Origin of the sequence: Nonomuraea sp. NPDC051191 (assembly GCF_044455665.1) — a bacterium.
Lineage (GTDB): Bacteria > Actinomycetota > Actinomycetes > Streptosporangiales > Streptosporangiaceae > Nonomuraea.
In genome coordinates this window covers 242,942-266,199 of record NZ_JBITEZ010000003.1, presented here as the reverse complement: position 1 = coordinate 266,199, position 23,258 = coordinate 242,942, and the positions used below count along the sequence as shown (strand labels likewise).

Genomic DNA, 23,258 nt, shown 5'->3' with positions numbered 1-23,258 from the left:
GCCCATGATCGCGCTCACCGGCGTCTCCAGGAGCTACCCCGGCGGGGTGGCCGCGCTGGACTCGGTGTCGCTGGAGATCCGGCACGGCGAGCTGGTCGCCATCGTCGGCCCGTCGGGCTCGGGCAAGTCCACGATGCTCAACATCGTCGGCACCCTCGACCGCCCGTCGGCGGGCCGCGTCGAGATCGACGGCTACGACGTCTCCAAGCTGTCGGACAACCAGCTCTCCGCCCTGCGCGCCACCACGATCGGCTTCGTCTTCCAGCACTTCCACCTGGCCGCCAAGGTCTCCGCCCTGGACAACGTGGCCGACGGCCTGATCTACACCGGCCTGCCCCTGTCCGAACGCCGCCGCAGGGCCGCGACGGCGCTGCGCCGCGTCGGCCTCGCGCACCGCGTCGACCACGAGCCGCACGAGCTGTCCGGAGGCGAGCGGCAGCGCGTGGCCATCGCCAGGGCGGTGGCCGGCGACCCGCCGCTGCTGCTGGCCGACGAGCCCACCGGCGCGCTGGACTCGGTCTCGGGCACCGGCGTGATGGACCTGCTGCACGAACTGAACGGGAGCGGCACCACCATCGTGATCATCACCCACGACCGGGAGATCGCCGCCGGCCTGCCCCGCCAGGTGAGCATGCGGGACGGCCGGATCGTCGCCGACTCGGCCTCAAGCCCGGACACGGCCTCCCGCTCCGACTCGGCCCCCGGCTCCGGGGCGCGCGGGGAGCGCGGGGTGCGTGTGCGGGAGTCCGTCGAATCCGAGGTGGCGTGATGGCCACGCTGGAGCGCCCCCGGCTCTCCCCGGCCAAGATGCGCCCGCGCGACGTGATGCGCGTGGGCGCGGTCGGCCTGCGCACCCGCCCGCTGCGGGCGTTCCTGTCGGCGCTGGGCATCGCGATCGGCATCGCCGCGATGATCGGCGTGGTCGGGATCTCGTCCTCCTCCAGCGCCGAGCTGGACCGTACGCTGTCCGCGCTGGGCACGAACCTGCTCACCGTCTCCTCCGGCACCACGCTGATGGGCGAGGCGGCCCAGATGCCCATGGACGCCGAGGCGATGATCGAGCGCATCGGCCCGGTGGAGACGGTCTCGTCCACGGGCAGGGTGCCGGAGGCCAAGGTCTACCGGAGCGAGGAGATCCCCGCGCCCCAGACCAACGGCCTGGGCACCGCCGCCGCCCGTCTCGACCTGCTGCCGACCGTGGGCGCGACGGTCCGCAGCGGCACCTGGCTCAACGCGGCCACCGAGCGCTACCCGGCCGCCGTGCTCGGCTCGGTCGCCGCCCGGCGGCTCGGCATCGGCGCGGTCACCCCCGACACGCAGGTGGTGATCGGCGGCATCCGGTTCACGGTGGTCGGCGTGCTCGACCCGGTGCCCCTGGCCGAGGAGCTGGACAGCGCGGCCCTGGTCGGCTGGCCGGTCGCGGAGTCCAGGCTGGACTTCGACGGGCACCCGACCACGCTCTACACCCGCTCGCAGGAGACGAGGCTGGAGTCCGTACGGTCGGTGCTGGCCGGCACGGCCAACCCCGAGGCGCCCAACGAGGTGGACGTGTCCCGCCCGTCGGACGCGCTGGCCGCCAAGCAGGCGACCAGCCAGGCCTTCGCCGGGCTGCTGCTCGGCGTCGGCGCGGTGGCCCTGATCGTGGGCGGCGTCGGCGTGGCCAACACGATGGTCATCTCGGTGCTGGAACGCCGCGCCGAGATCGGCCTGCGCCGTTCGCTCGGCGCGACGCGCGGCCAGATCCGCACCCAGTTCCTCGCCGAGTCGCTGCTGCTGTCCGCGCTGGGCGGCGTGGGCGGCATCCTGCTGGGGGCCGGCGTCACCGTCGGCTACGCCTTCTCCCGCGAGTGGCCCGCCGTGGTGCCCGGCTGGGCGACCGTCGGGGGCCTGGTGGCCACGCTGCTCATCGGCGCGGTGGCGGGGCTCTACCCGGCCGTGCGCGCCTCGCGGCTGTCGCCGACCGAGGCGCTGTCGGCGCCCTGAGGCGTCAGGAGCGGGCGTCCTCCTGCGGGACGTAGCAGGTCGTCCTGCCGACGATCCTGACGTTCGGCCCGTCGAGGACGGTGAGCTCGAACGTCAGGTTCGTCCGGGGGTTGCGCACGACGGAGACCTCGGGGCTCTCGTCACGCAGGTCGAGGTCCTCCACGATCCGGTCGTAGCCCATGTCCTGGAGGGTGTCCAGCAGGCCGTCGGGGGCGTCGGCGGCCTCGCCCTCGGCCCGGACGAGCCGGCGCACCTGGCCGGGCACGCACGAGCGGTCTTCGGTCTCGTCGGAGCGGTGGTCCGGCGCCACGCGCAGCGCGGCGCTGGTGAGCAGGGTGTCGGTGTCGGCGGTGAGCTGCCTGGCCGCCTCCTCGAAGGAGAACTGGCGGCCGGAGGTACAAGCTGCCGCGACCGCGACGCAGATCAGCACCGCGGACATCATGACCGAGCGACCAGCCAGGCGCACATCAGGACAATATCGGAGATCAATTCCGGGCGCAGGGCGATTAACGGACCATTAATGATCGATATCTAATGGTCGTTCGGCCGCCATTCTCAGGAGGGCCCGCTTTTCAGGTCGTCCAGCTTGCGTTCGATGCGGTCGAGGCGCCGGTACAGCTCCTCCAGGTCGCCGCGTTCCACGTCCTCCTCCTCGGGGCGCAGGCGGACCAGCAGCGAGCCGCCGGGCTCCAGGCGTACCACTTCGGTGTCGGCGACGCTGTCGGCGCCTCTGAGCTGGAGCATCACGTTGAGATCGGCCTGCCGGACGCCCATCCGGCGTAGCGCGGAGGGGATGAAGTGCCCGTCGCGGGCCAGGACGACCGGGGCGCCCTCGAACATCCTGCCGACCGCGGGCACGGTCGCCGCCCACCGCACCACGAGCGCGTTGACGGCCACCAGGATCACCACGCCGACCAGGCCGCCGATCAGCGAGTTGTCCGGGCCTATGATCGCGTTCTGCACGACGTTGCTCATCAGCAGCATGACCACGAAGTCGAAGTTGTTGAGCTGCGCGATGCCGCGCTTTCCGGCGATGCGGAGCAGGACGGCGATCGTCACGTAGACCGCGATCGTCCTGACGGTCTTGTCGGCGAGCGAGACCCCCAGGTCGAACAGGTCGTTCACCGGCGCCTCAGCTTGGCGATCAGCCCCAGGTCCTCCACGCAGCGGCCGAGGCCCAGCGCCACCGAGTCGCTGGGCCGCTCCGCGCGCCGCACCGGCATGGACAGGCCCTCCTGCATCCGCCGGCGCAGGCCGGGCAGCAGCGCGCCGCCGCCGACCAGCACCATGCCCCGCTCGCCCAGGTCGGCGGTCAGCTCGGGAGGGCAGCGTTCCATGGTGGACTCGGCGGCCCGCACGATGTGCTCGACCGATTGCACGGCGGCCTCGCGGACCCGGGCGGCGGGCAGCGCGACCGCGCGCTCCTCGCCGGTGCCGGCGTCCCTGCCGTGGATCAGCACGTTCCCGGCCGGCTCCCGGGTCGCGTGCAGCTTGGCCGACTCGGCCTGCCGGTCGTCGGCCAGCAGGCCGTGTTCGTCCTCGACCAGGCGGGCTACGGCGCGGGTGACGGCGTTCCCGCCGCCGCGCACGGTTCCGGCGGCGACCACGGCCCCGCAGGAGAGCACGGCGACCCTGGCGGCGTCGCGGCCGATGTCGACGACCATGTGCCCGGTGCCGTCGCGCACCTGCAGGCCCGCGCCGAGCGCCGCGGCGATCGCATGCTTGACCAGCAGGATGCCGCGGGCCTCCGCCTCGAACCCGGCGTCGCGCAGCGCCACCCGCTCGATCGGCGTGAACTCGTCGGGCACGGCCATGACCAGACGCGGCCGGGGGAAGGGGTGCCGATGCACCTTGCGCAGGAAGTGCCTGATCATGCGCCGGGCGAGCTCGCCGTCCTGGGGCAGGCCATCGCTGATCGGCCAGTACGTCTCGCCGTCCGTGACGTCAACGCCGTCCGCGGCCTCGGCGCCGTAGCCGAGGACCTTGCCCGTCTCCCTGTCGCGCATGACGGCCGAGGGCTCGTCGAGCACGATGCCCTTGCCCTTGGCATAGATCCTCGTGCTGGCCGCGCCGAGGTCGATCGCCAGGTCACGACCCAGGAGGCTCATCGCCGTACTGGGAGGTAGACCATCATGCCTGGGTGTATATCCGGGGCTGCTCCAACGCAACACCAGGAACCGAAGAGTTCCGTTTTACCCTTCGCGCCGCAGGGCGGCCAGGGTCTCGTCGGCCCAGGCGACGCCGGAGCGGACCTGGCGGAGGCCGAGGGTGAGCGCGTAGTTGCCGAGCCTGCTGCCCTCAGGGACGCAGTCGAGCACGGCGAGGCGGGCCACGAAGTGGGCCTTGATGCGCTCGACCACGGCGATGGCCTGCTCGGTGTTCAGCAGGGGCAGCAGGAACGCCTGGAGGGCGGTCTCGCTGCGCACGGTCGCCGACGGGTCGTGGCCGATCAGCCAGTCGGTGAGCAGCGCGCGGCCTTCGGGGGTGATGGCGTAGATCTTGCGGCCCCGCGCGCCCTCGTGCTCGACCGTCACCAGGCCGTCGGCGGCCATCTTGACCAGCTCGGGATAGATCTGCGTGTGCCCGGCCTGCCAGACGTGGTTGAGCGAGTGCTCGAACTTCTTGGCCAGGTCGTAGCCGCTGGCCGGGCCGACGCCGGAGAGCAGCCCGAGGAGGGCGATCCGCAGGGACATGCCCGCCAGCATAGCAAAGGCTTGACATGTCAGCGCTTACCTATCAGTCTCTACCTGTGACTAGTGACATGAAGGCCAAGGGCAACGGATTGGTGCTGCTGGCGGTGCTCGGCGGGATGTTCCTGGCGATGCTCGACCAGACGATCGTCGGCACCGCGCTGCCCCGCATCACCGGCGAGCTGGGCGGCACGCGGCTGTACACGTGGGTGGTCACGGCCTACCTGCTCACCTCCACCGTCACCGTGCCGCTGTACGGCCGGCTGTCCGACCAGCACGGCAGGAAGCCGCTGCTGCTCGTCGGGATGTCGGTGTTCGTCGTCGGATCGGCGCTGTGCGGCCTGGCGCAGGACATGACCCAGCTCATCGTGTTCCGGGCCGTGCAGGGGCTGGGCGCGGGCGCGCTGCTGCCGCTCTCGCTGGCCCTGGTGATGGAGATGTTCCCGCCCGGCCGGAACGGCGCCCGGGTGCAGGGTGCGCTCGGCGGCGTGATGGCGTTGACGTACCTGGCCGGGCCGTTCCTGGGCGGGCTGTTCACCGACCACGCGAGCTGGCGGTGGGCCTTCTACGTGAACGTGCCGCTCGGGATCGCGCTGATCGCGATCGTGGCGCTGCGGCTGCCGTTCCGTCCGGGCACCGGCGGCGGGGGCCGACCGGACTACCTGGGCATCGCGGTGTTCAGCGTGGCCATCAGCGCGCTGCTGCTCGGCCTCACCGAGAAGGGCCTGGACAGCAACTCCTGGACGTCCCTGCCCGTGGCCGGGCCGATCCTGCTGGCCCTGGTCCTGCTGGCCGTGTTCGTGCTGGTCGAGCTGCGGGCGTCGAGCCCGATCATGCCGATGCACCTGTTCCGGGACCGCACGTACACGCTGGTCAACGCGACCTCGTTCTTCACGGCCTTCTGCATGTACGCCGGTGTGGTGTTCCTGCCGCGCTACTTCCAGCAGGCGCTGAACGTCAGCGCCACCGAGTCCGGGCTGAGGATCTACCCGATGACGCTGGCCATGGTGGCGGGCAGCGCGCTCATGGGGACGCTGATGTCCAGGACGCGCACGTACAAGCCGTGGCTGGTGGGGGCGCCGTTCCTGCTGGTGGCCGGCAGCCTGCTCTGCCTGAACCTGACCCTGCGCACCGACGGCCTGCTGCTGGCCGGGTGGATGGTGCTCATCGGGCTCGGCATGGGGCCGATGTTGTCGGGGTTGACCGTGGCCGTGCAGCAGGCCGTCGCGCCGCAGTACATCGGCACCGCCTCGGCCAACCTCACCTTCTTCCGGCAGATCGGCGGCTCGGTGGCGCTGGCGCTGGCCGGCACCGCGTACACGTCGGTCATCACCACGGACGCGCCCGTGCACGGGCTCGCGGCCGCGCACGCCTCGGCGGCGGCCGTGGTGATCCCGTCGCTGGGCGTGGCGGGCGCGGTGATCGCCCTGGTCGCGCTGGTCATGATGCCCGGCAGGCGGCTGGAGCAGACGCCGGCGCCGGAGAGCAGAGTGGAGGCCGGTTTCGCGTCGTAAGCGGCGTCATGCGAAGCTGTGGATGTCCCCAATACCAGGAGGTCCTCATGGCGGAAACACCGGAGCCGGAAGTCAGCGAGACTCCCGAGGACGAGATGAAGCGCAAGTTCCGGGAGGCGTTGGAACGCAAGCGCGGGCAGCAGGCCGACTCGGCCGCGGGTGGCAGGGGCGTGGACCCGTCGAAGATCCACGGGGCGCACGGCCCGGCCTCGAGTAAAAGATCCTTCAGGCGCAAGAGCGGCGGCTGAAAGGTCGAATTTAGCTGGGGGTACGGCATGCCGTGCCCCCTTTCTCTTTACCTCGACAGGTAGATCTTTACCCGGTTCATGACGATTCGTTTGTATTTGTCCGAATCTCTGGGTACCGTCTTAACCAATTACCAGCTGGTGGCGTAGTCCCTACCAGGAGAGGGGCGACAGCTGGCGCCGAATCCCGACTTGTCGGGAACCGGGGACCCATCTCATTGGGGTGAATCCGGCCCTGTGCCGGTAGGGCATCTCCACGCCCGAACCCGTCAGCTAACCCGGTAGGCGAGATGGAGAGGACTTCACGCATGTACCACCTCGTCGTACCCCCGGACAGTGTAGTGACGACCGCCTGCTGAGCGGTCTCTTCCCTGACTTTCCCCCACGCGCCGCGTAACCACCCTTTCGGCGCTCTGCCCGGTTACGCACCGTAGTCACGCGCGTTCCCCCTGTCCCCTCGCGAAGGACTTCACTGCTTCATGTCTCGATTTGGCCTGCGCTCTCTCGCCCTGTTGTCCGTGTCCGCCATGGGCGCGCTGACGATCTCCGCCACCGGCGCCCACGCCGACACCGGCGACGACCAGAAGATCCTGCTCAAAGGATCCACCAAGGCTTCGTACTTCTGGGACGACTCCTCCGGCCGCGCCGGCGACACCGGTCTTCCCGCCAGCGGCAAGCCCATGCAGAAGGGCCTGGCCGCCAGCCCCAGCTGGCCCCTCATGACCGAGGGTTACGTGACCTACAACGGCAAGAAGATGCCGTTCTTCGTGGGCGACCGCGGCCCGGGCGAGCCCTCCAACCGCGGCGTCATGCTCGACCTCGACGCCAAGACCTTCGCCGAGCTGACCGGCGGCACCTTCAACTCCGACACCCTCGGCGTGGACGGCAACGGCGGCCAGGGCCACATCAAGATCGATTACGTCATCACCAAGTGGGGCGACGGCAAGGGCAAGAAGAACTACCCCGTGGCCTTCTCCAGCGGCGCCTGGAGCAGGTACGACGCCAACCCGGCCGAGCCCCCCAAGGTCCTGGCCGAGGCGCCCGCCGACGACGGGGCAACCTCCGCCGGCGGTCAGGGCAACGTCGGGAAGACCGTCGCGATGGGCGGCACCGTCATGGCCGGCGTGCTGGTCCTGGCCGGTGGCGGCGTGGTGCTCGGCGGCGAGCGCCTGCGCAAGCTCCTCAACGACTGACCCACGGACATTCCGGCCTTTACGCCGGACGACCAGAATGACATTCTGGTCGCTGTGATCCAGCGCGCAGCCGCCAACGGCATCGAGATCGCCTACGAGAGCTTCGGCTCACCCGCGGGCAGGCCCCTGCTGCTCATCATGGGACTCGGCGCCCAGCTCATCCACTGGGACGACGAGTTCTGCGAACTCCTGGCCGAGCGGGGGCACCACGTCGTCAGGTTCGACAACCGCGACGCGGGCCTGTCCACGCACCTCCACGGCGAGGGCGTTCCCCCATGGGGAGCGCCCTCGCCGTACGTGCTGGACGACCTGGCCGACGACAGCGCCGGGCTCATGGACGTCCTGGGCCTGCCCGCCGCGCACGTCGTCGGCGCCTCGATGGGCGGGATGGTCGCCCAGGCGCTGGCCATCCGGCATCCCGCGCGCGTGCTGAGCCTGACCTCGATCATGTCCACGCCCAGCCCCCAGGCGGCCCCGCCGACCGAGGCGGCCGCCGCGGTGCTGTTCGCCAAGCCCGCGGCCGATCGCGAGTCGGTCGTCGCCGGTGCCCTGGCGACCTGGTCCGTCATCGGGTCGCCCGGCTACGAGCTGGACCGCGAACGCGTCGGCAGGCTGGCCGGGCTGGCCTTCGACCGCTGCCACGACCCGGCCGGCACGGCCCGCCAGCTGGCCGCCATCATGGCCTCCGGCGACCGTACGGCGGCGCTGGGCGGGCTGAGGGCGCCCGCGCTGGTCATCCACGGCGAGGACGACCAGCTCGTCCCGATCGCCGGCGGCCGGGCCACCGCCGCCGCCATCCCGGGCGCCCGCCTGGTCACCTACCCCGGCATGGGCCACGACCTGCCCCGCCCCCTCTGGCCCGAGATCATCGCCGAGATCAGCGCCCACACCGGCTCCGCGGCCGCCGTACGCCCGGAGGTCGCCACGGAGCCGTGAACGGGCCGGTCAGAGCTCCAGCTTCTCCTCGATGACCTTGAGCATGTGCCGGGCCAGGGCCAGGTTGGCCCGGTTGCGGTCGAGGGCGAGGTAGAGGAACAGGCCCTTGCCGCTGCGGCCGGTGAGCGGGCGGATGATGTGGTACTGCGCGGTCAGCGTGATGAGGATGTCCTCGATGCCGTCCTTGAGGCCCAGCGAGTCCATCGTGCGCAGTTTGGCCTTGATGACCTCGGTGTTGCCCGCCGCCGCGACCTGGAGGTCCAGCTCCTTCGAGCCGCCGAGCGTGCCGAGCGCCATGCCGCTGCCGTGGTCGACGATCGCCGCTCCGATCGTGCCGTCGATGCTCATCATCTCCTTGAGGGAGACGTCCATGCCTGCCATGCTTTCCTCCGCTTCGGTGGGATGGTCAGTGCTTGCGTGCCACGGCGGCCACGGAGGCCGCCGTCTTCCTGCCCTCCAGCCGCAGGAGCCCGACGTTGGCGCCGGGTCCCGCCAGGACCGTGAGGACGATCGTGGGGCCCGCGGCGTAGAGGGCCACGAACCCGGCGGTGCCGGACACGAGGGTCTCCTCGAACGTCCCGCGGCCCGCCATGGTCAGCATCCGGCTGCTCATCGCGAGCAGCGCCGCCGACAGCGCCGCCACCTGTTCGCCGGTGTCGCCGTCGAGGTCGCCGGCGATCCGCAGGCCGTCCACGGTGCAGGCGACGCTGCCGGTGACGTCCGGGGTGCGTCCGCGCAGGAGCTCCATCTCCGCCAGGACCTCTTGCCGTAGCTCCACGGGTGGCCTCCTCCTGCGTCGTGAGGGGAACCTCACGGCATCTCCTCCAGCGCCTTCTTCAGCCGCCGCAGCAGCGTCAGATCGGTCGGGTCGCCCGTCGGCACCGGCCCGGCGGCCGTCCCCGTCCGCCCGTCGCCGGCGGGGACGGCCACCGGGCTCGGCACCCGCTTGGGCAGCGCCTCCCCGTCGTCGGGGTGGCGCCGGGGCTGCGCGGGCCGTACCGGGTCCGGCGGGACGAGCAGGCCGGCGGCGGCCAGCTTCCTGACGGCCAGCAGCACCGAGTAGCCCGACCGGCCGAGCTGCCGGGCCAGCTCCAGCGGGGTGGCCTTCTGGTCGGCCCGTACGACGACCTCCCACTGCACCTGGCTGAGCGTCACCCCGTGCCCGGGAAGGCGCGGGATCGGCCGTACGGGCTGGGTGTCCACGTCGGCGGAGGGCCAGATGCCGGCGAGCTGCTCGCGGCGGCGGGCGGATTCGCGCACCAGCTCCGGGACGTCGAAGAACCACTGCCCGCCCAGCCAGTGTTCCTCCCCGGGCCGGAACTTCGGCCGCACGCCGGTCACCGGCAGCAGGAAGAAGGCGGCGTCCTGGACCACGCCGAGCACGGCGTACTGGAGCTCGGCCAGGGTGACCGGGCCCTCCTGGAGCAGCCGGGCGCGGCCGCCGTCGGCCTGGAGGGCGCGCAGGGCCGACTCCGACATCCGCCCCCGGGCCGCGAACAGCCGCTCGACGCCCGGCGCCTGGGCGCACTCCATGTACGTCACGCGCCCTCCCGACAGGTAGATCGTGCCGTTCCTGCCCAGGCGGAGGGCGCCCGTCGCGCGTTCGCGGGCGAGTCCGGACAGGAGCGAGTCGAGCGCGGCCATGGCTCAGGTGGTCAGCAGGTCGGAGATGGCCCGCAGGCGGTAACGGGCCAGGGCCAGGTTCGAGCGCTCCAGGTCGAGGCGGACGTAGATGACCAGCGGCCCCTCGAAGACCGTCTCCAGCAGCCGGAGCAGGTGGTGCCCCCGGTCGGTGGTGACGAGCATGTCGTCGATGCGCACGATCTCGCCGGGACACGTCCGGGTCAGCCCGTCGGTGGTGGCGCGCAGCGCCTCGGTCAGTGCGGCGGCGGACCTGTCGGCGTCCACGCCGGACGCGCTGCTGAAGGCGACCGCCATGCCGCTGGTGCCGTCGACCAGCATGGCGTCGAGCGCGCCCGGTATCGACATGACCTCCGCCAGGCACGTGTCCACTCCCAGCATCGCGAGCCTCCCTCCGTCGTGGGACGGGGAAAGCGTAGGGGGCCACAAGAGATCAGAAGGGACGCGTTTTACCGGGAGATACGGTTTTATACGGCCAGGGCGAAGAAAAGCATCACTCGTGCGGAAATAAGATCAATTCACGAGACTTTTTCACGATGGCGGATGATTTCGGAAACGTTCTCCTCGGCCCACCGCGCCACCACCGAGATCGGCGTGTGCAGCGAGCGTCCGAGGTCGGTCAGCGCGTACTCCACCCGCGGCGGCACCTCGGCGAAGACCTCGCGGGTGATCAGCCCGTCCAGCTCCATGGCCCGCAGCGTCTGCGTGAGGACCTTCGGCGTCACCCCGCCGATCCGCCCCCGCAGCACGGTGAAGCGCATCGGCCCGTCGCTGAGGCTGAGCAGCACCAGCACCGACCACTTGTCGCCGATCCGGTCGAGGACCAGCCGGGTCGGGCAGTTCGGGTCGAAGGCATCACCGGTATCCATAAGGTACTTATAGCACGATGAAGTAACCAGTATCCATTGGATACTGTGCTTCTCATGAAGATCCTCGTGTTCGGCGCGACCGGCATGATCGGCCAGCGCATCGTCACCGAACTCACCGGCCGCGGCCACGACGTCACCGGTGTCAGCCGCCGCGGTCCCGTCAAGGGCGACGTCCACGACGCCGCCACGCTCGCCGAGGGCTACGACGCCGTCGTCTGCGCCATCGCTCCGCCGCGCGACGGCACCGAGCCCGAGCCGCCGTTCCTGGCCGCCAACCGCGCGCTCATCGACGGCCTGCGGACCGCCGGGGTGAGCCGCGTGGTGGTCGTGGGCGGCGCGGGCAGCCTCAAGGCCGGCCCCGGCCTCGACCTCGTCGACACGCCCGGCTTCCCGGAGATCTACAAGAAGGAGGCCAGGGCCGCGCGGGCGGTGCTCGGGCTCTACCGCGAGGTGACCGACCTGAACTGGACCTACGTCTCACCCGCCGCCGAGATCGCGCCGGGCGAGCGCACCGGGGTCTACCGGATCGGCCACGACGACCTGCTCAGCGACGCCGACGGCCGCAGCTTCATCACGGCCGAGGACTACGCGGTGGCGATCGCCGACGAACTGGCGGAGAACGCCCACCCGCGCACCCGCATCACCGTCGCCTACTGATCGTCCTCGTCCTGGTCGTCGGGCAGCAGCGCCTTCTCGTCGGGCTTGTGCACCAGCACGTTGTCCACGTACGACTTCACCGCCGTGGCCAGCCCGACGTCGCCGCCCGCCGTCTCCGACAGGTACCAGCGGTGGTCGAGGATCTCGTGGAAGAGCTGCGCGGGCTCCAGCTTGCCGCGCAGCTCCGCGGGGATGTCGTCGACCGTGGGGTGGAAGACCTCGGCGAGCCAGCGGTGCGCCACGATGGCCTCGTCCTCGTGGCGCAGGCCCTTGGCGACCCGGTAGCCGTCCAGGTCGTTGAGCAGCCGCCGCGCCTGGTTCTCCTCCACGTCGAGCCCGGTCAGCCTGATCAGCCGGCGCTGGTGGTGGCCGGCGTCCACCACCTTCGGCCGCACGATCAGCCGGCCGGTGCCGACCTTGCGCCGCACCATCATCTCGGCCACGTCGAAGCCGAGCAGGTTCAGGCGGCGGATGCGCTGCTCCACGCGGTGCCAGTCGACCTCGTCGATGATCTCGCTGTCGGTGATCTCGGCCCACAGGCGGTGGTAGCGGGTGACGATGTCCTCCGCGGTCTCCATGGGGTCGATCGACGGGTGCAGCAGCCCGCCGGCCTCCAGGTCGAGCATCTCGCCGAAGATGTTGGTGTGGGCGACGTCGATGTCGGTCAGCCGCTGGCCCTCGCTGATCATCGGGTGCATCTCGCCGGTCTCGGCGTCCACCAGGTAGGCCGCGAAGGCGCCGGCGTCCCGGCGGAACAGCGTGTTGGACAGCGAGCAGTCGCCCCAGTAGAAGCCGTTCAGGTGCAGGCGCACCAGCAGCACGGCCAGCGCGTCGAGCAGGCGGGTGAGCGTGTCGGGGCGCAGGGTGCCCGACATCACGGCGCGGTAGGGGAGCGAGAACTGCAGGTGGCGGGTGATCAGCGCGGCGTCCAGGTCGTCGTCGCGGCCGGTCACGTACGCCACGGGCTCCACGGCCGGGGCGTCCAGCCGGGCCAGGTCCCACAGGAGCTGGTACTCCCGCCTGGCGTACCGCTCGCTGATCTCCTTGATCGCGTAGACCTTGCCGGAGAGCCGGGCGAACCGTACGACGTGGCGGGAGATGCCGCGCGGCAGATCGACCAGATGATGCTTGGGCCAGTCGGCCAGCGGGACGTCCCAGGGGAGCCGGATGAGGTCGGGGTCGCCTAGCGCGCCAGTGATCTGCAGGGGCATGAACGTCAGGATATGGTGCGTAGGTGGACGAGTTTCTCAACTGGTACTTTTCCGACCGTCCCGTCGTCGCCAGCCAATTGGGAGCCGACGGCTACGACCACACCCTCGGCGATTTCACCGCCTCCGCCTGGGAGAACCGCGCCCGGGAGGAGATCCGCTGGATCGAACGCCTCTCCAAGTCCCCGGCCGACTCGCTGGACGACGCCATCGACAGAGACCTGGTCCTGTCCCAGCTGAGGGGCTCGGTCGCGCTCGAATCCTGGCCCGAGTGGCGGCGCAACCCGGGCCTCTACCTCTCGGCCGTCTTCGGATCGTTGTTCAACGCCTTCCAGCAGCGGCTCAAGCCGGAGGCCGAGCTCGTCGCCGCCGCCGTCTCGCGCCTGGCCGAGGTGCCCGGCGTGCTGGCCGCCTGCCAGGCCAACCTGGCCCCCGACCTCGCCGCGCCGCTGCTGGTCACGCGGGGGCTCGGCCAGGCCCGTACCGGCCGCAACTTCCTCACCCGCACGCTCCCCGCGATGGTCGCCGACGAGGCCCTGCGCGCCCGGCTGGCCAAGGCCGCCGAGCCCGCCGCCGACGCGTTCGACGCGCTGGTCGCCTTCCTCGAAGGCTTCCAGTGCGGCGGCACCTGGCGGATGGGGGAGAAGCTCTACTCCACCCTGCTGCGCGAGCGCGAGATGCTCACCTACGGCGCCGCCGAGCTGCACGCCAAGGGCAGGGCCGCCTGGAGCGACCTGGACGCCCGGATGCGCCGGGTCGCCCTCGGCCTCAACGGCACCGAGGACTGGCGGGCCGCGATGGAGTCCCTCATGGACGACCACCCGCCCACCCTGGAGGCCATGCGGTCCGAGTACGAGGCCGAGACCCGGCGGGCCCGTGAGTTCGTCCGCGAGCGCGGGCTCGTCACCTTCGCCGAGGGGGAGGAGTGCGAGGTCCTGCCGTCGGCCGAGTACGCCCGCCCGGTGCTGTACGTCGCCCACTACCTGTCGCCGCCGCCGCTCAGCAGCTCGCGCAGGGGCATCTTCTTCGTCCCCTTCACCCCTGACGACTTCACCCAGGAGCAGGTACGCCAGCGCCTGCGGACAAACGCGCGCGCCCAGATGCCCTCGATCGCCGTGCACGAGGCCTACCCCGGCCACCACTGGCACCTGTCGTACATGGCGGACAACCCGCGTACGGTCCGCAAGGTCTTCAGGACGCCGTACTTCACCGAGGGCTGGGCCCTGTACGTCGAGAAGGTGCTGCACGAGCAGGGCTACTTCGACACCCCCGCCACCGAGCTGGCCCACCTGGACTTCCGCCTCTTCCGCGCCGCCAGGATCATCGTGGACACCGCGCTGCACTGCGAGGACATGTCGATCGAGGAGGCCGAGACGTTCATGGCCACCAAGGCGTCGCTGTCGCCCGGCACCGCCCGGGGCGAGGTGAACCGCTACTGCGCCTGGCCGACGCAGGCGCCGTCGTACCTGACGGGGGCCATCGAGATCGACCGCATCCGCGAGTCGTTCACGGGGTCGCTGCGCGAGTTCCACGACCGGATCGCCGGGTCCGGCGGCCTGCCCCTGGGCCTGGCCGAACAGGCCGCGCTGGTCTGACCGGCCCGCTCGCGCTCCCGGGGCTAGCTCGGGCGGCGCGGGAACACCGGTGGGTTGGCCGCGCGCTCCACGACGGCGGCGAGCTGCTCGTCGGTCAGGACCGCGGGCCTGCCCACGGCGAGCCCGCGCACGTAGACCTCGCACAGCCACTCCAGCAGGCGGGTGGCCTCGAACGCCTGCTCCATCGTCGCCCCGATGGTCACCCCGCCGTGGTTGGCCATCAGGGCCGCCTGCCTGCCCTCCAGCGCCGCCCGCACGTTGGCGGCCAGTTCCGGCGTGCCGTACGTGGCGTACTCGGCCACCTTGACCACGCCGCCCAGCAGCAGCGCGTTGTAGTGGACCGGCGGCAGCTCCGTCATCGTCGTGGCCACGACCGTCCCGAACACCGAATGCGTGTGAACGATCGCCTGAGTGCCCGTCGCCTGGTAGACGGCCAGGTGCATGGGGGTCTCCGACGACGGCTGCAGCTCGCCCTCGACCAGGTGGCCCTCCATGTCCACGATCGGGCACGCCTCCGGGGTCAGCCGGTCGAGCGCCACACCGGACGGGGTGACCGCCACCTGGTCGCCCCGGCGCACGCTCAGGTTGCCCGAGGTGCCGATGACCAGGCCCAGCTCGACGGCGCGCCTGCCGTACTCGCACAACTGCTCGCGGAGGCTCATGCGACGGCAGAGTAGTCGGTCGTCCGAAATACTTCCAGCGACGTTTTTGGGTGCTTTCGCCTCAGAGGCGGTCGAGGGCCTGGAGCATGAGGCGTTCGAGGTCGACGCGGGTGAGCCGGCCCGGGTAGAGGAGCAGGTGCAGGCTCAGGCCGTCGACCAGGGCGAGCAGGTGTTCGGCGAGGTCGTCGAGGCTGCCGTCCGCGCGCAGCTCGCCGGCCGCGCGGGCCTGGCCGAGCAGCTCCCGTACGGCGGCGCGCAGCTCGTCGGCCTCGGCGGTCTGGACCTCGGCCAGCCGTTCGGAGGCCAGGCTGCGGCTCCAGAAGCTGACCTCCAGGCGGCTCTCCTCGGTGCGTTCGGCGTCCAGCGGGAGGTTGTCCAGCAGCAGCTCGCGCAGGGCCGCCAGGCCGGTGACGCCCTCGACCTTGCGCGTCAGCCGCGCCCTGATGCGCTGGTGCGACTGGCGCAGCGCCGACAGCAGGATCTCGTCCTTGTCGGCGAAGTAGTGCGCGAGCACCCCGTTGGAGTAACCGGCCTCCTTGGCGATGGCCCTGGTGGTGGCGGCGTCGATGCCATCCCTGACGATCACCCTGCGGGCCGCCGACAGGACCTCGGCCCTGCGCTCATCGTGATCGACGATCTTCGGCATCGGATCCCCCTCTTGTCGCGGCGACTCCCACCATATTGACTTTTTATTCGGACGTCTGTCTATTTAGACCATGACCGTCGCCACTGTCGGCGTGCACATCGTCGACATCCTCGCCAGGCCCGTCGAGCACATCCCCGAGGGCCAGGACACCGTACTCGTCGAGCAGATCCGCCTCACGGCCGCCGGCGCCGCCGCCGGAACCGCCGTCGACCTGGTCAAACTCGGCAACGACGTGATCACCATGGGCGCGATCGGGGACGACGAGCTCGGCGACTTCCTGCAGGCCGTCCTCGCCAAGCGCGGCGTGGACGCCACCCGCCTGGTCCGCAGGGCCGGCGAACAGACCGCCGCCTCGATCCTGCCCATCCGCCCCGACGGCGGCCGGCCCAGCTTCCACGTGCCCGGCGCCAACCTCGGCGTCACCCTTGCCGACCTGGACCCCGACGTGCTGCGCCGCGCGCGGGCCATCCACCTGGGCGGCATGGACGTCACCTTCGGCCTGGGCGACCCCGCCTTCTTCGCCCTCCTCGACGAGGTGCGGGCCGCGGGCACGATCGTCACGATGGACCTGCTGTCGGAGCTGCCCGACCTGCTGGCGATGGCCCGCGCGTTCCTGCCCCACGTGGACTACGTGCTGCCCAACGAGTCGCAGGCCCTGCTCATGACCGGCGACGCCGACGTGGACACCGCCGCCGCGACCCTGCTCGCCGACGGCCCGAAGGGCGTGCTCGTCACCCTCGGCGCGGCCGGCAGCCTCGTGCTGACCTCCGACGGCGGTCCCGAGCGGGTGCCGGCGCTGAAGACGGAGGTCGCCGACACGACCGGGTGCGGGGACGCGTACTGCGCCGGTTTCCTGACCGGGCTCCTGCACGGCCGCGACGTGCTGGAGGCCGCCCGCTGGGGCACCGCAGCAGCGGCCCGCGTGGCCACCGGCCTCGGCTCCGACGCGGGCCTCACCGACCTCGACTCCACCCTAAGGACTCTCGCATGACAGACGCCGAACTCCGCGAGCGCGCGCTGAAGGTCGTCCCCGGCGGCATGTACGGGCACCTCAACGCGGCCATCTTCGCCCCCGGCTACCCCCAGTTCTTCCAGCGCGGCGAGGGCTGCCGCCAATGGGACGTGGACGGGCGCGAGTACATCGACCTCATGTGCAGCTGGGGCCCGGTCGTGCTCGGGCACCGGCACCCTCGCGTGGAGGAGGCCGCCGCCCGGCAGCTCGCGCTCGGCGACTGCCTCAACGGCCCCGGACCGATCATGGTCGAGCTGGCCGAGCTGCTGGTCGACACCGTGCCGAGCGCCGACTGGGCGATGTTCTCCAAGAACGGCACCGACGCCACCACCCAGGCGCTCATGGTCGCCCGCGCCGCCACCGGGCGGACGAAGGTGCTGATGGCGCACGGCGCGTACCACGGCGCCGACCCCTGGTGCACGCCCTCGACCGCCGGCACCACCCCGAACGAGCGCGCGGACCTGGTCGAGTTCTCCTACAACTCGCTGGAGTCCCTGGAGGCCGCCGCCGCCACCGTCGAGGGCGACGTCGCGGCGATCATCTGCACCCCCTTCAAGCACGACTCCTTCGAGGACCAGGAGCTGGTCGAGCCCGCGTTCGCGCGCGGCGCCCGCGCCCTGGCCGACCGCCTCGGGGCGGCCCTGGTGATCGACGACGTGCGGGCCGGGTTCCGCATCGACCTGCGGGGGTCGTGGGAGCCGTACGGGGTCCGTCCGGACCTGACCGCCTGGTCCAAGGCCATGGCCAACGGCTACCCGATCGCCGCCGTCACCGGCACCGACGCCCTGCGCGGCGCCGCGCAGACCCTCTACACGACCGGCTCGTTCTGGTTCTCGGCGGTGGCGATGGCCGCGGCCAAGGCCACCATCGAGACCCTGCGCGACACGGACGGCATCGCCGCCATGGAACGCGCCGGCACCCAGCTCAGGGAGGGCCTGTACGCCCAGGCCAAGTCCCACGGGTTCGTCGTGAACCAGACCGGCCCGGTGACCATCCCGTGGCTCAGCTTCGACGGCGACGCCGACCTGTCCACGGCCCTGTACTGGAGCGACGCCTGCCTCCGGCACGGGGTGTACCTGCACCCCTGGCACAACTGGTTCATGTCGGCGGCCCACACGGAGGAGGACGTGGCCCGAGCCCTGGAAGCCACCGACCAAGCCTTCACCGAAACCCGCACCCACTTCGCCTGACTCCCCGCGCCCGGACGCCACTCCGGCACCCTTGCCCCGCCCACCCGTTACCCCTGGGTACCGGGTGGGCGCACGGAACCCCACCCCGGACGGCGCCTTCAGCGCCTCTGGTTCGCCCACCGCTTGCCTGGTTACCGGGTGGGCGTGCGGGACCCACCCCGGAGGGCGCCTTTGGGCCGCCCGTTGGCCGGCTGCCGGGTGGGCGCGTAAGAACCTCACCTCGAACGGCGCTTCCCGGTTACCGGACGCGAGCCTGAGGAGCGCTGCCGCGAACGGCCCTCTGGCCCCTCAGGTGCTCCGGCCGTCGTTCGAGCCCTCTCGTCGTCATGCTTTCCCGGCCGACCACCACCCGCGGTAGCGCCTGCATCCAGCTCGCAGCCCCGGACGCCCGCTCCTCTTGAGTGATGGTCACGCTACGCGCTCACCATGTGACAATAAGTGTCATGCCGTCCCCCCGACATGACGCTCTCAGACAGATGTTCGCCGACCGGCCTCAAGTGGCGGTGGAGATCCTGCGTGACCTCATGGGCGTCGACCTACCCTCCACCTCGCTGGTCCGGCAGGAGGACCGCCTGTTCAACACCAGGCCCTCCGACGACATCGAACCAGACCTCGGCATCGTGCTCGGCCCTCCCCAGAGTCCCGCGCACGCCATCATCGTGGAGATCCAGCAGGACAAGTCCAAAGACCCCCGGCAACTGGCCCGTTACGCCGCCGCGCAGTGGCTGATGCTGCGCTGCGACGTGACAGTCCTGGTCGTCTGTCCCGACCGGAGAGCCGCCGCCTACTACTCCCAGCCGATCGACACCGGGCTCACCGGCTACCGCCTCCAGGCGTACGTGCTGGGCCCCGACGACGTACCGGCCATCACCGACCCGCAAGAGGCCGCCGCCCACCTGGAACTCGCGGTCATGTCCGTCATGATCCACGGACGTGAGCGGAAGGTCATCGAGGCGTTCGCGACGGCGCTGGTGGCGACCGGCGGCGATCACGCTCCGAAGTACAGTGAATACGCTTGCAGCATGTCCGCGCCCGAAGTCAAAGACATCTTGGAGGAGATCATGGCGTCCACCGAATGGCCGCTCCACAGCCGCTTCGCCCACCAACACTTCGGCCGGGGGCACGCAGTGGGCCACACAGCGGGCAGTCACGAGACCGCACGGAGAATCGTGCTGTACCTGCTGGACGCGCGTGGAATCGATGTCCCCCAGGACGTCCGCGCGCGCATCGATGCCTGTACGGACGTCGACCTGCTCATGCACTGGACTGTTCGCGCGAGCAGTGTTCAGTCCGCCCGTGACCTGTTCGACGATTCGGACGGCTGACGCCCTTGGCAGCGGGTGCCCAGGTACACCCGCTCCAGGTTCTGATCGATCCACCTGCTGGTTCAGCGGCAGATCTCTGACTGCGTCCGGGATGACGGATTGCCAGGGCGTGGCGCCATGCCGGACATCCCGGAGGTGGGCTGAGAACACGTGATCAGCTGCCGGTTCGACCCCGCTCGCGGGGATTCGGCGTTTGAGAGGAGAGCATGACGTCCATCAATTGGCCGGTCTACCGCCCTTCCGTTCGCGAAGCGTGGAACCAGCGCTCCAGGACGGGGCTCCAGGCGCCCGACTGGTTGCTCGGCCTGCTGGCCTTCATGGCGGGCTACGAGGAGGGGTGCGGCGAGAACTACAAGGAGGAGTACAGGCTTCATGCCCGGCTGGCGGGCATGAAGTGTGTGCTCAAGTGTCTGTTGGCCGAGCGTGGGGTCGAGGTGCCTGACGACGTCCGTGAGCGGATCGACGCCTGCGCCGAGGTCGACCACCTCGTGGCCTGGACCGTGCGCGCTAACGCCGGACGATCTCTCCAGGAGGTCTTCTCCTGACGAGCGGGATCACGGCCGGGCGGCGGGCGGCGTGATCCGGTAGAGCCCGTCGCGGGAGCCGGAAGCCGGGACGGCCAGCACGAGGGCGGTCGCCGGGAACAGCGGGGACGGCAACCGGTCCAAGGCGAACCACTGCCATGAGCGGAAGACGTGTGGCTCGGTCACCTGCGGAGCGTCGGCGCCCCGCAGCATGGTGACCGCCGCCGTCACCCGTACGGCTCCCTCCGGGTGGTCCAGGGCCACGGCGGTGACGACCGGCGGGCCGGCGTCGCGGATGCCGGTCTCCTCGGCCAGTTCGCGGACGGCCGCCGTCTCGAAGGTCTCGCCCGGTTCCACCGCCCCGCCGGGCAGGCACCACGACAGGGGCTCGCCCGCCTTCACCCGCTCGCCGAGCAGCACGCGCCCGTCCGGGTCCGTGAGCAGGACACCCACGCCTACGATGCGATCCACCGTCAAAACCGACTCCTCCCGCAAAGAGCTGTAATGCTGCCAAAAATCCGGACATGGGGTGAGTGTTGTTGACACTCACGTAAGGAGACCGGATGGGAGCCGATCCCGAGAGCCGGTTCGAGGAGATCTATGCGTCCTCCTACAGACCCCTGCTCGGCTACGCGTTACGCCGATGTCCCGACCCCGACGACGCGGCCGACGTCGTGGCCGAGACGTTCGTGATCGCGTGGCGGCGCATCGAGGAGGTGCCGCGCGGGGAGGAGGCCCGGCTCTGGCTGTACGGCGTGGCCAGGAAGGTGCTGGCCAACCACCGGCGGGGTGAGCGCCGCCACGAGCGGCGTACCGAGGCGTTGCGCGCGGAACTGGCCGCCGCGCCCGTGGTCGCCGGGCCGTCCGCCGAGGACCTGTCGCCGCTGGCCCGGGCGTTCCGCCTGCTCTCCGACGACGACCGCGAACTGCTCACCCTGGTCGGCTGGGAGAAGCTGGACACCGGCCAGATCGCAACGACATTGGGCATAACGCGCAACGCCGTGCGGGTCCGGCTCTATCGAGCCCGCCGGCGCTTCGCCCGCCGTTTGACCGAGGCCGGGTTCGAGCACCCGCACGCCGTGGCCCTGGAAGGGAGCTCATTGTGAACATCGCCGATCTCGCCCGCGTGGGCGACGAGGAGCTCGCGGGGGAGCCCGTGGGGCAGGCGTCCGGCGCGGGGGCGCGGGCGCTCATGCGGTCGATCATGTCGGAGGAGCGCGTGCCCGAGGAGCGCGTGCCCGTCCGGAGGGCGCGCCGCCGGGCGCTGCGCAGGACGTTCGTGCTGGGGGCCGTGGCCGCCGGGCTGGCCGCCGTGCTCGCCGTCACGCTGCCGATCGCCGGCCCGGCCACCGAGTACGCCAACGCCGCCGTCACCCTCAAGACCGGTGACGACTTCATCGACGTCGCCATCACCGACCCCGAGGCCGACTCGGCCGCCTTCGCCGAGGCGTTCAAGGCCGTCGGCCTGGACGCGCAGGTACGCAAGATCCCGGTCGCCTCTCAGTACGCGGGCATGCTGTTCGGCCCCGCCACCCCCGGGAGCTTCCCGCCGGGCACCGGCGTGATCGTCACAAAAGCCGGGACCTGCGCGTCGGTCTGGTGCGGCACGGTCTCCATGCCCACCGGCTACAAGGGCAGGATCGTCTTCGGGATCGGCCGTCCGGCCGCGCCGGGCGAGCGGTACGCCGTCATTGCCCCGCCGGGAGTCCCGGAACCGGTTCCGGACGGGCTGGAGGTACGCGGCAAGAGCGTCGGGGAGATCCGGGCCGAGCTGGCGCGGCGGGGGCTGAAGATCGAGTACGTGGTGATGTGGATGAAGGCCGACGGCACCGGCAGGGGGTACGGCGTCGACGCCCAGTACGTCAAGGACGACTGGACGGCCGACAGAGTGATGCTGATCGCGTCGGACACCGTCCAGCTGAACGTGAAGGCGGGACCCGAGGTCCCCCGGGACTCCCTGCCCAGGTCGCGGCCCGCTCCGATGCCGAGCCCCTGGTGGATCGAGAACGAGTGACCCGTCGCTGAGCGGCCCGACGTCGTGGCGCTTCCGCTAACCGGCCCGGTCCGACGACTCCGTGGCCGCCCAGGTGAAAATGCCCTTTGCCATCAGTGACTGTTCACCGGCCGCCCGGGCGGCGAAAACCTGGGCCCTGACCCGGTGCACACCCGCATCGTCAGGAGCCGCCAGGGCGGCCATTTCCGCGAGATGTCCGGCGAGCCGTTCGTCCCCCTCGGAAAGGGCCTTGGCCGCCGCGTCGGCGAGCGCTTGCGCCCCGCCCGCAAGTTCCGCCACGGATTTGGCCAGAACCGCGTCGGGAGCCGGTTTGAGATTGGCCGGATTGCCGTCGTACCAGCCGCCGTAAAGGCGCCAGAGATTGCGTACGACGAATTCCGGCTCGTCATAACGCGCCCGCAGATAAGGACGGTCGGAATAATGCTCGGACGGCTTCACCGCATGCACGATCTCGTCGAGCCGGGCGCCCGCGTTGAGCAGGTCGAGCGTCTGCGTGATGATCGACTCCAGCCATTCGGCCGTCTCCAGCAACGCCCGCCGCACCCGGTCGGCGCCGAAGATCGGGGCGCCGTGGCTGGGCAGCATGATCTCGGCGTCGAGGGCCGCCATCAGGCGCAGCGCGTGCACCCACTCGCGCGGGTATCGCTGCACCTTCTGGGGGTTTCCGCAGTTGGGCGTCACCCAGATGAACAGGTCGCCGGGCAGCAGCAGCCGGTGTTCGCGCACGTAGCCGATGGTGGCGTCGTCGGTCTCGCCCTTGGCGTGCAGCAGGTCGAAGGTCAGCCCGCCGCGCCGTACGGTCAGCGCGTCGGTGTAGGTGACGTCGGGCCGCCGGTAGTCGGTGGGCCAGCGGAGGCGGGTGTTCTGGAACTGCCGCTGGTTGATCACCGTGTTGTAACCATTTGTCAGCACGTACCGGTCGAACCGATCGACCACCGCCTGATGCGCGTAGACGGTGGCCCGAGGGCCCGACTCCTCGAACGGCCCGGTGCCGAAGACGTGATCCACATGCCCGTGGGAGTAGAACGCGGTGGTCAGCGGCGCCCGGGACCAGCGGCGTACGTCCTCGTGCAGGCGGGCGGCGGCCCATGGTCCGCCGGTGTCGAAGAGCAGCAGCTCGCCCTCGGTCTCGAAGGCGATCGCGTTGCCGAACCCCGACCACCAGCCGACACCCTCCGTCACGGTCTGGACGCCCTTGCCCTCCATGCCGGTGTCCACGATGCTGTCGTCAGACTCGCCGCGCCACACCCGGTCCGCGTACTCGATAATCATGTGACCAACCTTGCTTTTAGAACGTCGTTCTAGGCAAGGGATCACGGCAAGGTCACGTCTCGATTGCGCCCTCTTGACGCGT

At 70.9% G+C, this 23,258-nt stretch carries 28 protein-coding genes and 1 riboswitch; of the genes, 14 read left to right on the top strand and 14 right to left on the bottom strand.

The annotated features are described in order from the left end of the window. The first annotated feature begins 4 nt into the window (after positions 1-4). Together ACIA8R_RS09675 and ACIA8R_RS09670 are read left to right on the top strand one after the other, a co-directional pair. A complete protein-coding gene (locus tag ACIA8R_RS09675; RefSeq protein ID WP_397037631.1) occupies positions 5-769 on the top strand; it encodes an ABC transporter ATP-binding protein in 765 nt (254 codons plus the stop codon). After that, complete coding sequence (locus tag ACIA8R_RS09670) at positions 769-1,983, top strand: ABC transporter permease (RefSeq protein ID WP_357699127.1); 1,215 nt, start codon at positions 769-771, stop codon at positions 1,981-1,983. The genes ACIA8R_RS09675 and ACIA8R_RS09670 overlap by 1 nt, the downstream gene beginning before the upstream one ends. Positions 1,984-1,987: 4 nt before the next feature. On the opposite strand, the gene ACIA8R_RS09665 is transcribed toward ACIA8R_RS09670, so the two are convergent. The 4 genes from ACIA8R_RS09665 to ACIA8R_RS09650 all read right to left on the bottom strand — a co-directional run bounded on the left by ACIA8R_RS09665 (position 1,988) and on the right by ACIA8R_RS09650 (position 4,676). Then, the gene (locus ACIA8R_RS09665) at positions 1,988-2,449 is read right to left on the bottom strand and encodes a hypothetical protein (protein ID WP_397037629.1); all 462 of its coding nucleotides are present in this window, start codon (positions 2,447-2,449) and stop codon (positions 1,988-1,990) included. A gap of 89 nt (positions 2,450-2,538) precedes the next feature. Then, positions 2,539-3,108, bottom strand: coding sequence for a YetF domain-containing protein (locus ACIA8R_RS09660; RefSeq protein ID WP_357699131.1), 570 nt, complete (start codon positions 3,106-3,108; stop codon positions 2,539-2,541). Then, positions 3,105-4,091 carry a rod shape-determining protein gene (locus ACIA8R_RS09655; protein WP_364084708.1) on the bottom strand — a complete coding sequence of 329 codons (987 nt, stop codon included), beginning with the start codon at positions 4,089-4,091 and terminating at the stop codon, positions 3,105-3,107. Before ACIA8R_RS09655 ends, ACIA8R_RS09660 begins: the two co-directional genes overlap by 4 nt. 84 nt (positions 4,092-4,175) lie before the next feature. After that, the gene (locus ACIA8R_RS09650) at positions 4,176-4,676 is read right to left on the bottom strand and encodes a PadR family transcriptional regulator (protein ID WP_364084705.1); all 501 of its coding nucleotides are present in this window, start codon (positions 4,674-4,676) and stop codon (positions 4,176-4,178) included. A 56-nt stretch (positions 4,677-4,732) separates the two neighbouring features. Here ACIA8R_RS09650 and ACIA8R_RS09645 point away from each other — a divergent pair, with 56 nt between their 5' ends. The 4 genes from ACIA8R_RS09645 to ACIA8R_RS09630 all read left to right on the top strand — a co-directional run bounded on the left by ACIA8R_RS09645 (position 4,733) and on the right by ACIA8R_RS09630 (position 8,561). Further along, positions 4,733-6,187 carry an MDR family MFS transporter gene (locus ACIA8R_RS09645; RefSeq protein ID WP_397037626.1) on the top strand — a complete coding sequence of 485 codons (1,455 nt, stop codon included), beginning with the start codon at positions 4,733-4,735 and terminating at the stop codon, positions 6,185-6,187. A gap of 47 nt (positions 6,188-6,234) precedes the next feature. After that, positions 6,235-6,435: a DUF5302 domain-containing protein gene (locus ACIA8R_RS09640; protein ID WP_357699139.1), complete on the top strand. Its 201-nt coding sequence runs from the start codon at positions 6,235-6,237 to the stop codon at positions 6,433-6,435. A gap of 165 nt (positions 6,436-6,600) precedes the next feature. Beyond that, positions 6,601-6,735: riboswitch (cyclic di-AMP (ydaO/yuaA leader) on the top strand. Between the two features lie 176 nt (positions 6,736-6,911). After that, positions 6,912-7,625 (top strand): hypothetical protein, encoded by a 714-nt coding sequence (locus ACIA8R_RS09635; RefSeq protein ID WP_397037624.1) that lies wholly within the window; start codon positions 6,912-6,914, stop codon positions 7,623-7,625. 54 nt (positions 7,626-7,679) lie between these two features. Beyond that, positions 7,680-8,561 (top strand): alpha/beta fold hydrolase, encoded by an 882-nt coding sequence (locus ACIA8R_RS09630; RefSeq protein WP_397037622.1) that lies wholly within the window; start codon positions 7,680-7,682, stop codon positions 8,559-8,561. A 9-nt stretch (positions 8,562-8,570) separates the two neighbouring features. Here ACIA8R_RS09630 and ACIA8R_RS09625 read toward each other — a convergent pair whose 3' ends face one another. The 5 genes from ACIA8R_RS09625 to ACIA8R_RS09605 form a co-directional block, all read right to left on the bottom strand. After that, positions 8,571-8,942 carry a hypothetical protein gene (locus ACIA8R_RS09625; protein WP_352352019.1) on the bottom strand — a complete coding sequence of 124 codons (372 nt, stop codon included), beginning with the start codon at positions 8,940-8,942 and terminating at the stop codon, positions 8,571-8,573. Between the two features lie 25 nt (positions 8,943-8,967). Continuing rightward, positions 8,968-9,339 (bottom strand): roadblock/LC7 domain-containing protein, encoded by a 372-nt coding sequence (locus ACIA8R_RS09620; protein WP_357699143.1) that lies wholly within the window; start codon positions 9,337-9,339, stop codon positions 8,968-8,970. Between the two features lie 32 nt (positions 9,340-9,371). After that, positions 9,372-10,205: a hypothetical protein gene (locus ACIA8R_RS09615; RefSeq protein ID WP_397037619.1), complete on the bottom strand. Its 834-nt coding sequence runs from the start codon at positions 10,203-10,205 to the stop codon at positions 9,372-9,374. 3 nt (positions 10,206-10,208) lie between these two features. After that, entirely contained in the window at positions 10,209-10,583 is a 375-nt protein-coding gene (locus ACIA8R_RS09610) for a roadblock/LC7 domain-containing protein (protein ID WP_357699147.1), read from the bottom strand. A 137-nt stretch (positions 10,584-10,720) separates the two neighbouring features. Further along, positions 10,721-11,071 (bottom strand): helix-turn-helix domain-containing protein, encoded by a 351-nt coding sequence (locus ACIA8R_RS09605; protein ID WP_357699149.1) that lies wholly within the window; start codon positions 11,069-11,071, stop codon positions 10,721-10,723. Positions 11,072-11,125: 54 nt separating this feature from the next. Here ACIA8R_RS09605 and ACIA8R_RS09600 point away from each other — a divergent pair, with 54 nt between their 5' ends. Next, positions 11,126-11,728, top strand: coding sequence for an NAD(P)H-binding protein (locus ACIA8R_RS09600; protein WP_364084685.1), 603 nt, complete (start codon positions 11,126-11,128; stop codon positions 11,726-11,728). Here the strand turns inward: ACIA8R_RS09600 and ACIA8R_RS09595 are convergent. Next, entirely contained in the window at positions 11,722-12,939 is a 1,218-nt protein-coding gene (locus ACIA8R_RS09595; RefSeq protein WP_357699153.1) for a DUF4032 domain-containing protein, read from the bottom strand. The genes ACIA8R_RS09600 and ACIA8R_RS09595 overlap by 7 nt on opposite strands. Before the next feature lie 23 nt (positions 12,940-12,962). Here ACIA8R_RS09595 and ACIA8R_RS09590 point away from each other — a divergent pair, with 23 nt between their 5' ends. Beyond that, positions 12,963-14,531 (top strand): DUF885 domain-containing protein, encoded by a 1,569-nt coding sequence (locus tag ACIA8R_RS09590; RefSeq protein WP_397037616.1) that lies wholly within the window; start codon positions 12,963-12,965, stop codon positions 14,529-14,531. A gap of 23 nt (positions 14,532-14,554) precedes the next feature. Here ACIA8R_RS09590 and ACIA8R_RS09585 read toward each other — a convergent pair whose 3' ends face one another. Together ACIA8R_RS09585 and ACIA8R_RS09580 are read right to left on the bottom strand one after the other, a co-directional pair. Beyond that, on the bottom strand, positions 14,555-15,193 hold the full coding sequence (locus ACIA8R_RS09585; protein WP_397037614.1) for a class II aldolase/adducin family protein: 639 nt from the start codon (positions 15,191-15,193) through the stop codon (positions 14,555-14,557). Between the two features lie 61 nt (positions 15,194-15,254). Beyond that, entirely contained in the window at positions 15,255-15,839 is a 585-nt protein-coding gene (locus tag ACIA8R_RS09580) for a TetR/AcrR family transcriptional regulator (protein ID WP_364084675.1), read from the bottom strand. 70 nt (positions 15,840-15,909) lie between these two features. On the opposite strand from ACIA8R_RS09580, the gene ACIA8R_RS09575 reads away from it, so the two are divergent. From ACIA8R_RS09575 to ACIA8R_RS09560, 4 genes are all read left to right on the top strand, one after another. Then, on the top strand, positions 15,910-16,830 hold the full coding sequence (locus ACIA8R_RS09575) for a carbohydrate kinase family protein (protein WP_357699161.1): 921 nt from the start codon (positions 15,910-15,912) through the stop codon (positions 16,828-16,830). Further along, positions 16,827-18,041, top strand: a complete 1,215-nt coding sequence (locus tag ACIA8R_RS09570) for an aminotransferase class III-fold pyridoxal phosphate-dependent enzyme (protein WP_357699163.1) — start codon at positions 16,827-16,829, stop codon at positions 18,039-18,041. Before ACIA8R_RS09575 ends, ACIA8R_RS09570 begins: the two co-directional genes overlap by 4 nt. Positions 18,042-18,445: 404 nt before the next feature. Continuing rightward, a complete protein-coding gene (locus ACIA8R_RS09565; RefSeq protein WP_397037612.1) occupies positions 18,446-19,366 on the top strand; it encodes a hypothetical protein in 921 nt (306 codons plus the stop codon). A 206-nt stretch (positions 19,367-19,572) separates the two neighbouring features. Beyond that, a complete protein-coding gene (locus tag ACIA8R_RS09560; RefSeq protein ID WP_364084665.1) occupies positions 19,573-19,911 on the top strand; it encodes a hypothetical protein in 339 nt (112 codons plus the stop codon). Between the two features lie 9 nt (positions 19,912-19,920). On the opposite strand, the gene ACIA8R_RS09555 is transcribed toward ACIA8R_RS09560, so the two are convergent. Beyond that, positions 19,921-20,361: an NUDIX hydrolase gene (locus tag ACIA8R_RS09555; RefSeq protein WP_397037610.1), complete on the bottom strand. Its 441-nt coding sequence runs from the start codon at positions 20,359-20,361 to the stop codon at positions 19,921-19,923. Positions 20,362-20,453: 92 nt separating this feature from the next. On the opposite strand from ACIA8R_RS09555, the gene ACIA8R_RS09550 reads away from it, so the two are divergent. Together ACIA8R_RS09550 and ACIA8R_RS09545 are read left to right on the top strand one after the other, a co-directional pair. Continuing rightward, positions 20,454-20,996, top strand: coding sequence for a sigma-70 family RNA polymerase sigma factor (locus ACIA8R_RS09550; protein ID WP_364084659.1), 543 nt, complete (start codon positions 20,454-20,456; stop codon positions 20,994-20,996). Further along, a complete protein-coding gene (locus tag ACIA8R_RS09545; RefSeq protein ID WP_397037608.1) occupies positions 20,993-21,904 on the top strand; it encodes a hypothetical protein in 912 nt (303 codons plus the stop codon). Before ACIA8R_RS09550 ends, ACIA8R_RS09545 begins: the two co-directional genes overlap by 4 nt. Positions 21,905-21,940: 36 nt before the next feature. Here ACIA8R_RS09545 and ACIA8R_RS09540 read toward each other — a convergent pair whose 3' ends face one another. Beyond that, positions 21,941-23,176, bottom strand: a complete 1,236-nt coding sequence (locus ACIA8R_RS09540; protein ID WP_364084653.1) for an alkyl sulfatase dimerization domain-containing protein — start codon at positions 23,174-23,176, stop codon at positions 21,941-21,943. Between the last annotated feature and the right edge of the window lie 82 nt (positions 23,177-23,258).

Bases quoted from the DNA above. Each gene is read 5' to 3' on its own strand.
- ACIA8R_RS09615 (WP_397037619.1), bottom strand. From the start codon at position 10,205: ATGGCCGCGCTCGACTCGCTCCTGTCCGGACTCGCCCGCGAACGCGCG.
- ACIA8R_RS09655 (WP_364084708.1), bottom strand. From the start codon at position 4,091: ATGAGCCTCCTGGGTCGTGACCTGGCGATCGACCTCGGCGCGGCCAGC.
- ACIA8R_RS09675 (WP_397037631.1), top strand. From the start codon at position 5: ATGATCGCGCTCACCGGCGTCTCCAGGAGCTACCCCGGCGGGGTGGCC.
- ACIA8R_RS09565 (WP_397037612.1), top strand. From the start codon at position 18,446: ATGGTCACGCTACGCGCTCACCATGTGACAATAAGTGTCATGCCGTCC.
- ACIA8R_RS09560 (WP_364084665.1), top strand. From the start codon at position 19,573: ATGACGTCCATCAATTGGCCGGTCTACCGCCCTTCCGTTCGCGAAGCG.
- ACIA8R_RS09640 (WP_357699139.1), top strand. From the start codon at position 6,235: ATGGCGGAAACACCGGAGCCGGAAGTCAGCGAGACTCCCGAGGACGAG.
- ACIA8R_RS09650 (WP_364084705.1), bottom strand. From the start codon at position 4,676: ATGTCCCTGCGGATCGCCCTCCTCGGGCTGCTCTCCGGCGTCGGCCCG.
- ACIA8R_RS09570 (WP_357699163.1), top strand. From the start codon at position 16,827: ATGACAGACGCCGAACTCCGCGAGCGCGCGCTGAAGGTCGTCCCCGGC.
- ACIA8R_RS09625 (WP_352352019.1), bottom strand. From the start codon at position 8,942: ATGGCAGGCATGGACGTCTCCCTCAAGGAGATGATGAGCATCGACGGC.
- ACIA8R_RS09605 (WP_357699149.1), bottom strand. From the start codon at position 11,071: ATGGATACCGGTGATGCCTTCGACCCGAACTGCCCGACCCGGCTGGTC.
- ACIA8R_RS09540 (WP_364084653.1), bottom strand. From the start codon at position 23,176: ATGATTATCGAGTACGCGGACCGGGTGTGGCGCGGCGAGTCTGACGAC.
- ACIA8R_RS09610 (WP_357699147.1), bottom strand. From the start codon at position 10,583: ATGCTGGGAGTGGACACGTGCCTGGCGGAGGTCATGTCGATACCGGGC.
- ACIA8R_RS09550 (WP_364084659.1), top strand. From the start codon at position 20,454: ATGGGAGCCGATCCCGAGAGCCGGTTCGAGGAGATCTATGCGTCCTCC.
- ACIA8R_RS09595 (WP_357699153.1), bottom strand. From the start codon at position 12,939: ATGCCCCTGCAGATCACTGGCGCGCTAGGCGACCCCGACCTCATCCGG.
- ACIA8R_RS09585 (WP_397037614.1), bottom strand. From the start codon at position 15,193: ATGAGCCTCCGCGAGCAGTTGTGCGAGTACGGCAGGCGCGCCGTCGAG.
- ACIA8R_RS09580 (WP_364084675.1), bottom strand. From the start codon at position 15,839: ATGCCGAAGATCGTCGATCACGATGAGCGCAGGGCCGAGGTCCTGTCG.
- ACIA8R_RS09635 (WP_397037624.1), top strand. From the start codon at position 6,912: ATGTCTCGATTTGGCCTGCGCTCTCTCGCCCTGTTGTCCGTGTCCGCC.
- ACIA8R_RS09600 (WP_364084685.1), top strand. From the start codon at position 11,126: ATGAAGATCCTCGTGTTCGGCGCGACCGGCATGATCGGCCAGCGCATC.
- ACIA8R_RS09575 (WP_357699161.1), top strand. From the start codon at position 15,910: ATGACCGTCGCCACTGTCGGCGTGCACATCGTCGACATCCTCGCCAGG.
- ACIA8R_RS09670 (WP_357699127.1), top strand. From the start codon at position 769: ATGGCCACGCTGGAGCGCCCCCGGCTCTCCCCGGCCAAGATGCGCCCG.